12 protein-coding genes and 1 riboswitch are annotated in these 13737 nt (G+C 42.8%); of the genes, 1 reads left to right on the forward strand and 11 read right to left on the reverse strand.

Annotation, left to right across the window (positions count from 1 at the left end; genetic code table 11):
- Positions 1–88 precede the first annotated feature (88 nt).
- Positions 89–1837 (forward strand): ABC transporter ATP-binding protein, encoded by a 1749-nt coding sequence (locus NST24_RS13240; RefSeq protein WP_135009377.1) that lies wholly within the window; start codon positions 89–91, stop codon positions 1835–1837.
- A 43-nt stretch (positions 1838–1880) separates the two neighbouring features.
- Here NST24_RS13240 and NST24_RS13245 read toward each other — a convergent pair whose 3' ends face one another.
- The 11 genes from NST24_RS13245 to NST24_RS13295 all read right to left on the reverse strand — a co-directional run bounded on the left by NST24_RS13245 (position 1881) and on the right by NST24_RS13295 (position 13737).
- Entirely contained in the window at positions 1881–3116 is a 1236-nt protein-coding gene (locus NST24_RS13245) for an aspartate kinase (RefSeq protein WP_007501626.1), read from the reverse strand.
- A gap of 131 nt (positions 3117–3247) precedes the next feature.
- A riboswitch (Lysine riboswitch) is annotated at positions 3248–3425 on the reverse strand.
- A 61-nt stretch (positions 3426–3486) separates the two neighbouring features.
- Complete coding sequence (gene uvrC, locus NST24_RS13250; RefSeq protein WP_041506756.1) at positions 3487–5259, reverse strand: excinuclease ABC subunit UvrC; 1773 nt, start codon at positions 5257–5259, stop codon at positions 3487–3489.
- A gap of 139 nt (positions 5260–5398) precedes the next feature.
- Positions 5399–5713 (reverse strand): thioredoxin, encoded by a 315-nt coding sequence (gene trxA, locus NST24_RS13255; RefSeq protein ID WP_007501629.1) that lies wholly within the window; start codon positions 5711–5713, stop codon positions 5399–5401.
- A 246-nt stretch (positions 5714–5959) separates the two neighbouring features.
- Complete coding sequence (locus NST24_RS13260; protein WP_342461882.1) at positions 5960–7438, reverse strand: alpha-N-arabinofuranosidase; 1479 nt, start codon at positions 7436–7438, stop codon at positions 5960–5962.
- A 75-nt stretch (positions 7439–7513) separates the two neighbouring features.
- The gene (locus NST24_RS13265; protein WP_342461883.1) at positions 7514–8491 is read right to left on the reverse strand and encodes an electron transfer flavoprotein subunit alpha/FixB family protein; all 978 of its coding nucleotides are present in this window, start codon (positions 8489–8491) and stop codon (positions 7514–7516) included.
- Between the two features lie 44 nt (positions 8492–8535).
- Positions 8536–9309 carry an electron transfer flavoprotein subunit beta/FixA family protein gene (locus NST24_RS13270; protein WP_342461884.1) on the reverse strand — a complete coding sequence of 258 codons (774 nt, stop codon included), beginning with the start codon at positions 9307–9309 and terminating at the stop codon, positions 8536–8538.
- A 31-nt stretch (positions 9310–9340) separates the two neighbouring features.
- On the reverse strand, positions 9341–10120 hold the full coding sequence (locus NST24_RS13275; protein WP_039964089.1) for an enoyl-CoA hydratase: 780 nt from the start codon (positions 10118–10120) through the stop codon (positions 9341–9343).
- A gap of 25 nt (positions 10121–10145) precedes the next feature.
- The gene (locus NST24_RS13280; RefSeq protein ID WP_024718637.1) at positions 10146–10730 is read right to left on the reverse strand and encodes a TetR/AcrR family transcriptional regulator; all 585 of its coding nucleotides are present in this window, start codon (positions 10728–10730) and stop codon (positions 10146–10148) included.
- Between the two features lie 174 nt (positions 10731–10904).
- On the reverse strand, positions 10905–12614 hold the full coding sequence (locus NST24_RS13285; RefSeq protein ID WP_342461885.1) for an AMP-binding protein: 1710 nt from the start codon (positions 12612–12614) through the stop codon (positions 10905–10907).
- Between the two features lie 100 nt (positions 12615–12714).
- A complete protein-coding gene (locus tag NST24_RS13290; RefSeq protein ID WP_007501636.1) occupies positions 12715–13170 on the reverse strand; it encodes an Imm63 family immunity protein in 456 nt (151 codons plus the stop codon).
- Positions 13171–13332: 162 nt separating this feature from the next.
- Complete coding sequence (locus NST24_RS13295; RefSeq protein WP_007501637.1) at positions 13333–13737, reverse strand: DUF350 domain-containing protein; 405 nt, start codon at positions 13735–13737, stop codon at positions 13333–13335.

Genomic DNA, 13737 nt, shown 5'->3' on the forward strand with positions numbered 1-13737 from the left:
TTAATTGCATTATTCCGATCTGTATAGTAAAGTTTATGCTAGCTTCATTTGAAAGTCAATATCCATATCATACAGGTGGTGGAAAAAATTGAAGGATTTAGCACCTCTTCTAACAGTGAAGGATTTACATATATCTTTTCACACACGAGATGGCGAATTAGAAGCTGTCCGTGGCATTAGCTTTGAAGTAAACAAAGGAGAAACACTTGGTATTGTCGGGGAATCAGGAAGCGGGAAAAGCGTAACAGCCCGGAGTATTTTACAACTCCTTCCATCACCTCCTTCTTTTTTAAAATCAGGACGCATCACCTTTCAGGGGGAAGAACTCACAACAAAAACGGAAAAAGAAATGCAGGCTGTAAGAGGGCGGGATATTGGCATGATTTTTCAAGACCCTATGACGTCTCTCAATCCAACGATACGGATCGGACCCCAAATCGCTGAAAGCTTAATCAAACGCAAGAAGCTTTCAAAAGAAGAAGCCAGACGACAGGCCATTGACCTGATGAAACTTGTAGGGATTCAGCATAGTAAGGAGCGCTATCAGCAATATCCTCATGAATTCTCTGGCGGTATGCGTCAACGGATCGTCATTGCCATCGCTTTAGCCTCTCAGCCAGCCTTGCTTATCGCAGATGAACCAACGACTGCACTCGATGTGACGATACAAGCCCAAATTTTACATGTGATGAAGGATATTCAAGAACGGTTTGGGACATCGATTATTTTCATCACACACGACCTAGGCGTTGTTGCCGGAATGTGTGATCGGGTGGTTGTGATGAAAGAAGGAAAAATTGTCGAATCCAATACAACAGAAGAATTGTTTGAGAACCCTCAGCATGAATATACAAAACAGCTTCTCAATTCTTTGCCTCGTTTACATGAAAAGAAAAAAAACAAGAAAGATTTTGATGCCATACATATCAAACATCATCCGCCTTTACTGAAAGTTAAATCATTATCTCAGCACTTTCAAATCGGTAAAGGGCATGTGCTAAAAGCGGTTGATCAGATTGATTTTTTGATTAAACGCGGAGAGACACTGGGGCTTGTTGGCGAATCAGGTTCAGGGAAATCAACCACTGGCCGAGCGATCCTGCGCTTAAACGAACCAACAGATGGAGATATCTTATTTCAAGGCATTCCAGTCCACCGTCTGTCGAAAAAAGAAATGAAAACGATGCGGCGGCATATGCAGATGATTTTTCAAGACCCTTATTCATCTCTAAATCCTCGCTTTAAAGTGCTGGATATTATCGGACAGGCGCTTGATCTCCACAGGTTAAGCACAAACAACACCGAAAGAAGAAAAAGGGTGGAAGCACTGCTTGAGATGGTTGGCCTCAAGCCGTCACATGCCGATCGGTACCCTCATGAATTCTCCGGAGGACAGCGCCAGAGAATTGGAATCGCAAGGGCGCTTGCCGTCGAACCACAATTGATTGTATGTGATGAACCTCTGTCTGCACTTGATGTTTCTATCCAAGCGCAAATCGTACGCTTATTAGAGGATCTTCAGAAAAAGCTTGGGTTGACTTATTTATTCATTGCACACGATTTGTCGATGGTGAAACATATTAGTGACCGAGTGGCTGTGATGTATGCTGGTAAAATTGTTGAATTAGCCGAAAGTGAGGAGCTTTACAACAATCCGCAGCACCCCTACACAAAATCGTTACTTTCAGCTATCCCTATACCTGATCCTAAAGTGGAAGCAAAGAAGGAAAGGTTCGTTTCGGCAGAACAGATGGACGAAGATCCTTATCATTTACAGAATGCAGAGCTAGTAGAAATATCAAAAGATCACTGGGTTGCCATTCCAACAGCACAATAAAAAAGAGGTGTACCCGCTACAATGGGTACACCTCTTTTGTTGTTTAAGAATGAGCAGCGGCGCTCACCTTTGATAATTCAAACGCATCATGAAGGGCTTCTACCGCTTTCACCATATCTTCACGATCAACGACTGTTGAGACTTTGATCTCAGACGTACTGACCATTTTCACTTGAATGTCTTTTTGAGCTAACACAGCGAACATTTCAGCCGCAACGCCTGGGTTTGAAACCATACCAGAACCCACGATGGATACTTTGGCTAATTTGCTTTCTGTCTCAATCTGCTCATAACCAAGCGCACCTTTGTATTCTTCTAATACTTCAACTGTTTTAGACAAATCATCCGTTTTCACAGAGAAAGAGATGGAGGTCTGATTGGTGCTTGTGACAGACTGAATGATGATATCGACATTGATATTTTGCTTTGCAAGTGTCGTAAAAATCGTCGATAGCGTTGTTAAACCGCTTGAAAGGCCGCATACCGTCACGCGTGTCATCTGATCTTCAAATGCAATGCCTCTTACAACTAAATTTTGTTCCATGGATGATTCCTCCTCAATTAACGTACCCGATTCATTTTCAATACTAGAACGGACTTCTAGTGGGATTTGATAATTTTTTGCAAATTCGACCGCTCTCGGATGCAGCACACCTGCTCCTAAATTGGCTAACTCAAGCATTTCATCGTATGAAATTCCTGCAAGTTTTCGCGCAGACGGTACATAACGAGGATCTGTTGTAAACACACCTGGTACGTCCGTATAAATATCACATTTGTCCGCTTTGAGTGCCGCAGCTAGTGCCACAGCAGTCGTGTCTGATCCACCACGCCCAAGTGTTGTAATATGTAGATCATCCGCAATTCCTTGGAAACCTGCTACAACGACGACTTTTCCCGCACTCAGTTCTTCTTTGATTCTTGCTTCATCGATGTCCACGATTCTTGCATTTCCGTGCACCTTCTCTGTTTTCATCCCAGCTTGCCAGCCTGTAAAGGAAATGGCATCATAACCTTTTGCTTGCAGTGCCATCGCTAATAATGAAATGGTCACCTGCTCACCAGTTGTCAGTAGCATATCCATTTCTCTTTTGCTTGGATCATCTGTGAGTTCTTTCGCTAGGTCTACTAGAACATCCGTTGATTTGCCCATCGCAGACACAACCACGACCACATCATTTCCTGCCTCGCGTTCAGCGATGACTCTCTCTGCGGCATTGCGAATTTTTTCTGTCGATCCAACAGATGTTCCACCAAATTTTTGTACAATTAGTCCCATGTCTACCACCCTTTTTCAAAAGATCACGTGTGAGAGAAGAGGCTGCGGAGACTGCTCTGTTCACTGCAAATAAAAAAGCAATGAGAGAACAAATCTCCCATTGCTTTAAAATCATCATCAAACGATGCAAACAATGAGATAGCCCTCCAAGAAATACATTCTTGACAGCCCTACATTTCTTCAATGTACAGCCAGCGAATAAAATGAGTGGATTTTATTCACTTCGGCGACGCTCCCCTTTCAGCCCTCTTCCTAGATCCCCTCGATCTCTGAAGGCTTACTCTTGAAGTTCGCACCTCTATCTTCAACAAACAACACGTTCATTTATTAAATTAGTCACATCTTAACAGACTTTTGGAAAAAGTACAATCTATTTTTTTAATGCCTCCATTAAAAGTTCAGCCGTTTGTTTCGGAATACCAGCGTCCTGAAAATCCTGGATAGAGGCTTCTTTCATCTTTTTCACAGAGCCAAAATGTTTCAGCAACTGCTTTTTGCGCTTTTCCCCGATACCTGGGACATCGTCTAGAATAGACTGGAATGCATTCTTCCCCCGCAGCTGCCGGTGAAAACTAATCGCAAATCGGTGCACTTCATCTTGAATACGCTGCAATAAATAAAAGGCCTGACTATTCCGTTCGAGCGCAACAATTTCAAGCGTATCACCCATCATAAGATTCGATGTCCTGTGTTTTTCATCTTTCACAAGACCTGCCACAGGAACAGACAGATTTAATTCATTTTCGAGCACATCTATGGCTGCGTTGATTTGTCCTTTTCCTCCGTCGATTAAAATCAAGTCAGGAAGCGGCAGTTCATCCTTTAACACACGGGTATACCGCCTTCTAATGACTTCACGCATGGAAGCATAATCATCGGGCCCCTCAACGGTTTTAATTTTGTATTTTCGGTATTCCTTTTTATACGGCTTCCCGTCTTGGAAGACAACCATAGCGGATACGGGGTCTGCTCCTTGGATATTGGAGTTATCAAACGCCTCAATCCGGTATGGCATATAAATATTGAGTGCATCGCCAAGCTGCTCCACTGCACCAATTGTTCGTTCTTCATCACGCTCTATAAGCGAGAACTTTTCTTTGAGAGCAATTTTGGCGTTTTGGTGGGCAAGTAAAAGCAAATCCTTTTTCTTTCCTTTTTTCGGCTGATGAACATTCGTTTCAAGCAATTGCTCAATCATCTCTTGATCTACGCTGTCCGGCACCAAAATTTCTTTCGGAAGAAAATGGTTGTTCTTTTCATAAAACTGCCCCATAAACGTGAGAAATTCTTCCTCAGGGTCTTGATACATCGGAAATAGGCTGACATCACGTTCGATTAATTTCCCCTGTCTGATGAAGAAGACTTGGACACACATCCAGCCCTTATCATAAGCATAGGCAAACACATCACGATCAGATAAGTCACTCATCGTCATCTTTTGCTTTTCCATCGTTGAGTCAATATATGCGATTTGATCTCTCAGTTCTTTTGCCCGCTCAAACTCTAATTGTTCGGCCGCTTCTTGCATCTTTTCTGTTAATTCTTTCTTGATTTGCTGATGTCCTCCGTTTAGAAATCTTGTGATTTCGTCGACGAGCTGTTTATTCGTTTCTTCAGAAATGTCATACACACACGGAGCAAGACATTGCCCAAGATGATAATAAAGGCAGACTCGGTCAGGGAGTGTCGCACATTTTCTAAGTGGATATAAACGGTCGAGCAGCTTTTTCGTTTCTCTTGCTGCTTGTACGTTCGGATATGGACCGAAGTATTTCCCTTTATCCTTTTTCACATTGCGGGTGACAATCAGCTTAGGATGACGTTCATTCGTAATTTTAATAAAAGGGTACGTTTTGTCATCCTTGAGCATGACATTGTATTTCGGGTCATATTTTTTGATTAAATTCAGCTCTAAAATAAGTGCCTCAATATTTGAAGAGGTGACAATGTATTCAAAGTCTTCGATTTCACTGACAAGCCGCTGCGTTTTGGCATCATGAGATCCTGTAAAATAAGAGCGGACCCTATTTTTTAATACCTTTGCCTTTCCCACATAAATGATCGTATTTTGTCTATCTTTCATTAAGTAACAGCCTGGTTGATCAGGTAAGACTGACAGCTTTTCTTTGATCAATTTGTTCATATTTTCATCCGTCCTTGTTTTCCTCTTTCACTCCTTCTAGTGTATCACGAACATTTGTTTTATACCACGATGAAAGAAAAGCGGCTCTCGACTATACGAGAACCGCTTTTGAGATCATGCCACGCGGGCATAGATCGGTTTATAGATGTTTGTTTACAAGCTCAGCTAGTGCTTCTTTTGGTTTGAAACCAACAGACGTTTCGACGACTTCACCGTCTTTTAAAACAAGAAGTGTTGGGATACTCATAACGCCGTATTTACCAGCAGTTTCTTGGTTATCATCCACATCAATTTTTACAATTTTCATTTTATCGCCCATTTCTTGATCAAGTTCTTCAAGAACTGGAGCAATCATTTTACAAGGTCCGCACCAAGGTGCCCAAAAGTCTGCAAGAACAACACCTTCTGCAGTTTCTTGTGAAAATGTTGCGTCAGTAGCTTTTACGATTGCCATTATTCATTCCTCCAATGTAAATTATGCTTTTTAGTATAGCATCTACCAATGTGACTTGCGAATGAAATGCTTACGAATCATTTTTTATGAAATGAATTAAAAAACAAACCGTATGATCGCACCAATAACAACAATCGCACCGATGATCATCAGAATGGTTCTAAGCATATGACATAACTCCCTTTCCGCTTCATTTACAATGTATGATGCCCCAACATTCTTCTCATCAAACATTGAAATATGCGATCAAGCCAGATCGACGGTCAACATTACAACCGACATAGGCGGCAGATCAATAGTCAGCTCGCCGTGCTTAACAGCAAATTGCCGAAAGTCCGCAGGCTGAACGGAATGAGGATCATCGAACGTGTTGTGCGCATTCATCCGATCAGCAGTCAGCACACGGCCAGTGACCTTCGTTTTTGCATCGATTCCCTCTATCGCAAGAGATACGTCTACTTTTTCATGGGGATTCACATGACATAAACTAATATGCATCTTGTCAGATGACCGCGAGGCTGACATTCTGACTTGAGGGATTTTTTCACCCCGGCGTTCATATGAAGGCGCATTCAATTCTACTTCAAGCGCTTCTTCTTCTTGATGCACTTGAAACATGTGAAATACATGATAGGTAGGTGTCAGGAGCATCTTTTCGTCCTGCGTTAACACCATCGCTTGCAGCACATTGACGGTCTGGGCAATATTCGCCATATGAATCCGCTGGCAATGGCGATGAAAAATATGAAAATGCAGGGCACAGACTAGAGCATCTCTTAATGTGTTTTGCTGATACAAAAACCCTGGATTTGTCCCCGGTTCTGGATCATACCATGTCCCCCATTCATCAATAATCATCCCGATTCGCTTGTCTGGATCATAACGATCCATGATCTCTCCGTGATCTACAACAAGCCGCTCCATTTCAGACGCCTTTTTCAGCGTTGTAAACCACTCATCCTCATCAAAATCGGTCGCTGACCCTTTCTTCTCCCATGTTCCTGGGACCGTATAGTAATGCAAACTGAGCCCATCCATCCAAGGCGCTGCACGCTCCATTAATACTTTTGTCCAATTCACATCATTTGAATTCGCACCGCATGCGATTTTGTAAATGCGCTGACCAGCAAATTCTCTCACATACGTTTGGTAGCGTTTATATAAGTCTGCATAATACTCTGGCGTCATATTTCCACCACATCCCCAGCTTTCATTGCCTACACCAACATACGTCAGCTCCCACGGTTCTTGTTTTCCATTTTGAATCCGCCAATCCGACATAGGTGTCCCCTTAGGAAATGTGATATATTCAATCCATTCTGCTAATTCTTGAACAGAACCGCTTCCAACGTTTCCACAAATATAAGGCTCACATTCAAGTAATTCACACAGTCTCATAAATTCATGTGTACCAAACGCATTTGATTCAACGGTGCCACCCCAATGAGTATTCACCATCGGCTTTCGTTCACTCAGATCACCGACGCCGTTTGCCCAATGATACTCGTCTGCAAAACAGCCGCCCGGCCACCTCAGCACCGGGATATGTAAGGCTTGAAGTGCCTTTAGTACATCGGTACGAATCCCCTCAATATGGTCAATCGATGAGTCTTTCCCTACCCAAATGCCGTCATAAATTCCTCTTCCTAAATGCTCTTGAAAGTGTCCATAGATGTGTTTAGAAATGCGTCCAATCACTTCATTGATTTTTACTGTCCCATTCACTTGTAAACCGCTCCTTTGTTTCGTGATGACATACAAAAAAACCCAGAATACCTAGGCATTCTGAGTGTATGAGCGTTAAGAATGGATATTCATCTTTTTTAACTCTTCATTTAAAAGCGGAACGACTTCGAATAAGTCACCAACTATTCCGTAATCGGCAATTTTGAAGATTTCAGCTTCAGGGTCTTTGTTGATCGCAACAATGACTTTACTGTTGGACATACCGGCTAAATGCTGAATAGCCCCTGAAATCCCGCAGGCAATGTAAAGGTCAGGTGTGACGACTTTACCGGTTTGACCAATTTGCAGGGCATAATCGCAGTAGTCAGCGTCACATGCACCACGCGAGGCACCGACTGCTGCGCCAAGCGTTTGGGCAAGTTCTTTCAGCGGTTCAAAGCCTTCTTTGCTCTTGACCCCCCTGCCTCCTGCGACAATGACCTTCGCTTCAGATAAATCTACACCTTCTGATGTTTTTTTAATGACTTCCTTCACGATCGTTCTTAGGTTTTGAATATCGACAGAAACTGGCGTCACTTCTCCGCTGCGTGACGCATCACGCTCCAGCGGTGCCACGTTGTTTGGGCGGATAGTAGCCAAAAGCAGACGATCTGTTGAAATGACTTTTTCAAAAGCTTTTCCTGAATAAATCGGTCTAGTGAAAACAAGATGTTCACCGGTAACGCTTACATCTATTACATCTGAAATTAAGCCAGTTTGCAGGCGTGCAGCTATTTTAGGTGACAAGTCTTTTCCGATCGATGTATGACCGAAGAGCACTGCATCAGGATTGACTTGATCTAATATTGCTTGAAGCGCCTGCGCAAAACCATCAGACGTATAATAAGAAAGATGCGGGTGCTCGACGATCATCACATGATCCGCTCCATAATAAAGCAGTTCATCCGCTTGGTCTTTGACGTGATCCCCTATTAAAACGCCAATCACTTCACCGCCATCAGCCACCTCGTGAGCGGCAGCAATCGCTTCAAACGTCACATTTCTTAATTTACCGTCACGACTTTCTCCAAGTACAACAACTTTTTTACTCATCCTTTAAGCTCCCCCTTGTTCTCGTGATATCGTAAAGTGGATGTTTAGATGACTTTTGCTTCATTTCTTAGCAGGTCTGTCAGTTCCTTGACCTGATCCTGAAGCTCGCCGCTCAGCACCTTGCCACCCTCTTTTTTCTCCGGTAAGAAACGTTCGATTGTTTTGATTTTATATGGCACATCATCTTCATCTAAATCTAGATCGTCTAATTCTAATTCTTCTAAAGGCTTTTTCTTTGCCTTCATGATGCCTGGTAACGATGGATAACGAGGCTCATTGAGACCTTGCTGCGCGGTGACCACTAGCGGGAGCTCGGCAGAAATCACTTCCACATCACCCTCTGCATCTCGCTCAATTGAAGCTGAGCCGCCGTCAATTTGAATACTTGTAATGGTTGTGACATATGGAAAGCCGAGTAATTCAGCAAGACGCGGGGCCACCTGTCCAGACCCGCCGTCAATCGCTACATTCCCTGCTAAAATTAAGGAAGCTTCTTTATCTTTGAAATAGTGATATAGAATCGTAGAAGTGGAAAACTGATCCCACTCCTCCAAATCATCTTCAACATTTAATAAAACGGCTTGATCGCAGCCCATTGCAAGTGCTGTTCTAAGCTGTTTCTCCGCATCTTCATTGCCAACTGTCACGACCGTTACTTCTCCCCCGTGCTCATCCCGAAGCTGAATCGCTTCTTCAATTGCGTACTCATCATAAGGATTAATAATGAACTCTGCCCCATCTTCTTGAATAGCACCAGACTGAATAGAGATTTTCTCTTCCGTGTCAAACGTACGCTTCATTAAAACAAAAATATTCATTCATTTCTCCCCCTTGTGTCGTACTAATCCCTTATTCCCCTTTAAAATTCGGTTTGCGCTTTTCGATAAAAGCCTGGATGCCTTCTTTGGCATCATTCGACTGGAACACCTCAGCAAACTTTTTGGCTTCCAGCTTCATTCCGCCATCATATGAGTACACTTTTGTCGCATTCAATAACTCAAGCACATACTCAAGCGTTTTAGGGCTTTTCGCTGCAAATTTCGCTGCCAATGTTTTGGCTGATTCCAGCGCTTCTTCCTCTGTTTCCGCAAGTTTTGAAACAAGTCCGCAAGCAAATGCTTCTTCTCCTGTAATTGGCTCAGCTGTTCCCATCATTTCAAGTGCTTTAGCTGATCCAACGTAGCGAGGCAGGCGCTGCGTTCCGCCGAATCCTGGGATAATACCGAGATTTAATTCCGGCAGTCCCAGCTTTGCATCTTTTGTTGCGATTCGAATATCACACGACATCGCCAGCTCAAGCCCGCCGCCTAATGCTGCCCCGTGAATGGAAGCAATCACCGGTTTTGGACATTGTTCAATTCGTTCAAACACTTGCTGTCCTCTGTCTGCAAGACTGGCATAATCAGACTCTTCCTGCAAGGTCGTAAATTCTTTAATATCAGCACCTGCTGAGAAAAATCTACCTTCTCCATGAATGACAATAGCTCTCACTTCACTGTTTTGTTCAAGCTGATCAAACATGTCGTTGAGTTCAGTGAGAAGCTGAGAGGATAAGGCATTTGCAGGTGGGTGTTGAATCGTGATGAGTGCTGTCTGTTCGTCTTGGTGTAAGCTAAGTATTTTTTCCATGTCAATCATCCTTTTTCAATTGTCTTTAAGATTGATGTATTCCGTTTAAGAGAAGATCATGTACACTTTCTGCGAGTGCAGGCAGGTCATACTTTTGATCATTCATGACCCATGTTGTAGCGGTTTCGTCAATCGTCCCAAATACCATTTGTCTCGCTAAGCGGACATCTAGATTTTGTCTAAATTCTCCTGTCTTCTTTCCTTCGGCTAAAATGGAGTCTAGCATATTTAAATACCCTTTCAGCACCTCATTGATTTTTTGGCGCAGTTCAAGGTTTGACTGCCTGAGTTCAAGCTGTGTCACTAGGGCCAAATGATGGTCTTGAGATAGCAGGCGAAAGTGTTCTCGAATGAGGAGAAGAAGCTTTTCTTTGGCAGACGGTTTCTTTTGAATATCTGTTTCCATCCGTTCGATGAATTGTCCCATTTTTTCTTTGAACAACGAGATCAAAATGTCCTCTTTGTTTTTGAAATAGAGATAAATGGTTCCGTCTGCTACCCCTGCTTGTTTGGCAATCTTTGAAACTTGTGATTGATGGTAGCCGTTCTCTGCAATCACCACAACGGCTGCATCAATAATTTGCATGTACTTCGGTCTTTTCTGCTTCAATGTGCTTCGTCCCTTTCTAAATTGAATGAGCATTCATTCATAACTTTATGTTAAAAAGAAACGAGTGATTTGTCAAGTGCTGTTCTTCTTTCTTTTCAACCTTTAGCATACCAGAGCAGACACCTACAATTCAAATCATCCGGCCGCTTGACCGGATGATGCTGGTTCATTCTCTCATCGATCGACTGGTTCTTCTTTTGAAGATGATTGCTTTCTTTTTTCTTCCTCAATTAACACTCTGCGCAAGATTTTCCCTACAGCCGTTTTAGGCAGTGATTCCTTAAATTCGTAGACACGCGGCACTTTAAATGAGGCAATTCTTGTTCTAACAAAACGATCCAGTTCATCCTCTGTTACATAGGCATCCTTTTTCGGGACAACAAAGGCTTTTACTGTTTCCCCTCTATACGGATCTGGAATACCCGCCACAACAACTTCTTGTACAAGCTCATGCTCATAAAGGGCTTCTTCAACCTCTCTTGGGTAAATATTATAGCCACTCGCGATGATGACATCCTTTTTCCGGTCTACGATATAGAAAAAACCATCCTCATCCATATACCCAATGTCTCCTGTGAAAAACCAGCCGTCTCTTAACACTGCCGCTGTCTCCTCCGGCTGATTCCAGTATCCTTTCATGATTTGAGGACCTTTGACGATAATCTCTCCGTGCTCATATGGCGCTTTGAGTCCACCCGTTTCTTCACAATAAATACCGGCATCTGTATTCGGCCAAGGGCACCCGATACTTCCTATTTTGTTCGCTCCCCATAAGAAATTGGCATGAGTGACAGGAGAAGTTTCTGAAAGTCCATACCCCTCCACCAGCCTTCCTCCTGTTAGTTTTTCAAAACTCTGTTTGACTTCAACAGGAAGAGCGGCCGATCCGCTTAAGCATGCGGTGATGGATGATAGGTCATACTTTTCAATATTCGGATGATGAAGCAGGGCAATATACATCGTTGGTGCTCCTGGGAACAGCGTCGGTTTCTGTTTTTCAATGGTCTTCAAGGCATCCGCTGCATCAAAACGCGGAAGAAGAATCATTTGATGACCTTCTTTGACTGCAAGGTTTAGCACGGTCGTCATGCCGTATACATGAAAGAACGGAATGATCCCAAGAATCCGCTCTTTTCCGCGGTTCGTTTTATACATCCAGGATGCACACATTTCTGTATTGGCTACTATATTTTCGTGTGTGAGCATGACCCCTTTTGGTAAACCGGTCGTTCCGCCTGTATATTGCAAAACTGCGACATCCTCTTTCGGTTGAAAGGATATTTGCGGAATCCGTTCTCCTGACGATTCTTTCATGATCTGTGAGAAATGATGAATGGTCTCACTCTTCTCCACTTGGATGACCATGTTGTTTTTCCTTCGCTGGACAATCGGAAACAATATGTTTTTTGGAAATGGCAAGTAATCTTGTAATTTTGTGATGATCAAATGTTCCATACTTGTCAGCGCTTTCATTTTATAGGCCTTTGGATACAGTAGATCGAGGGTGATGAGCACCTTAGAGCCGCTGTCCTCCATTTGATATTCCAGTTCTTTCTCCGTATAAAGCGGATTGGTTTGAACGACAATGCCGCCTGCTATTAAAACCGCATAATAAGAAATCACCGATTGCGGGCAGTTTGGCAGCATAATCGCTACTCTGTCGCCTTTTTTGACACCGATGTCAATCAAGTGACTGGCTAATTTCAGTGCATCTTCTTGTAACTGCTGGTAGGTGATGTTTTTTCCTAAAAAATGAATGGCTGTATGCTCAGGTGCTGCCTCTGCGGAGCTGAATAAGTAAGATTGCAACGTTTCATTTGGGATGGTGAGTTCGTGGGGAATTTGATTCGGGTAATGCAGAAGCCAACGTTTATCTGACTGCATAAAAACCCTCCTTCCTGAACTTTCATACTATTTTATTATAGCAAACTTTTCCTTATGGCTGTTTGCTTTTTTCAAATCGAGCTCGTTCCATGACACATCTTCATTTTTTCGCCGGTGTTTCTATAGAGGCTCTTTTCCCTTCATGATGCCACTTTTCGTATAATCCACCGATCGCACGAAATGACTCATGGACTCTCTCCACAATCTGTTTATGGATACTAGGGTCATTAGGTAAATGTGTGTGGATGTTGTCCACTTGATATTGTCTCATCATGTCTAGATACACAGTTAGAAAGATGGTGTCTTCTAAAATCCAATAAACGACTTCATCCGCCTCTTTTGTTCTTTTATGAAGCACTTTAATCCCTCGTTCATATTGAATAAGAATATAGCCGGCTGGATCAATTTCAATATAGGGGCTCAAATCATCAAAAAAACCAGTCGTTTGAAAAGGACGTGCAATATACGGTTCATATATGTCTTGGGGAAGAGATGTCTTTTTGAGACAACTGTCAATGCGCTTTATGAGTTCGTCTTTTTGCAAAATTTGATTCATTCTGATTCGCCGCCTTTGATGAGTGAAAAGCTGTCAAGGTTTTCCCTGACAGCTTTCTAGAATGTATTCTTCATTTTACAGGAACATGTAAACGGCACCAATAACCGCAAAAGTGCAGGCAACTACAATTAATACTTTGGCTAGTTTTTCCATGTCGTCTCCTTAAATGCCGGCTGCTACTACATAAGACAGCCCAACAGAAATAATGAGTGAAATAAACCCGACCGCTCTATTATCATTCTCAATCTCTTTGTCTACTTTAAATCGTGGTGTTAAAAATTCAAAAATGAAATAGCTGACGAGCAGCATCACAAAGCCGTATACGCCCCATCCGACCATTTGAAGAAGCGAGTTGTGCTGGGCGATGGAATGCTGAAAGACATTGGCAATCCCAAAAATCTTCCCGCCGGTTGCCATAGCAACAGCTAAGTTCCCCCGCTGAATCTCTTCCCAGTTTTTATAGGAGGTCACGAGTTCAAATATGGTAAGAAATAAGACAAGACATAGGACGGCCACGCTGTAATAGGCGGCAATTTCCACAAGTTCATTTTCCCAAAAGGCTTTCAT

Source organism: Bacillus sp. FSL R5-0286, assembly GCF_038593245.1.
Classification (GTDB): Bacteria; Bacillota; Bacilli; order Bacillales; family Bacillaceae; genus Bacillus; species Bacillus altitudinis.

What these genes read in the sequence shown, in the direction of transcription:
- NST24_RS13245 (WP_007501626.1), bottom strand. Translation starts at nt 3,116, where the DNA reads ATGGGACTAATTGTACAAAAATTTGGTGGAACATCTGTTGGATCGACA.
- uvrC (WP_041506756.1), bottom strand. Translation starts at nt 5,259, where the DNA reads ATGAACAAATTGATCAAAGAAAAGCTGTCAGTCTTACCTGATCAACCA.
- trxA (WP_007501629.1), bottom strand. Translation starts at nt 5,713, where the DNA reads ATGGCAATCGTAAAAGCTACTGACGCAACATTTTCACAAGAAACTGCA.
- NST24_RS13265 (WP_342461883.1), bottom strand. Translation starts at nt 8,491, where the DNA reads ATGAGTAAAAAAGTTGTTGTACTTGGAGAAAGTCGTGACGGTAAATTA.
- NST24_RS13270 (WP_342461884.1), bottom strand. Translation starts at nt 9,309, where the DNA reads ATGAATATTTTTGTTTTAATGAAGCGTACGTTTGACACGGAAGAGAAA.
- NST24_RS13275 (WP_039964089.1), bottom strand. Translation starts at nt 10,120, where the DNA reads ATGGAAAAAATACTTAGCTTACACCAAGACGAACAGACAGCACTCATC.
- NST24_RS13285 (WP_342461885.1), bottom strand. Translation starts at nt 12,614, where the DNA reads ATGCAGTCAGATAAACGTTGGCTTCTGCATTACCCGAATCAAATTCCC.
- NST24_RS13290 (WP_007501636.1), bottom strand. Translation starts at nt 13,170, where the DNA reads ATGAATCAAATTTTGCAAAAAGACGAACTCATAAAGCGCATTGACAGT.
- NST24_RS13295 (WP_007501637.1), bottom strand. Translation starts at nt 13,737, where the DNA reads ATGAAAGCCTTTTGGGAAAATGAACTTGTGGAAATTGCCGCCTATTAC.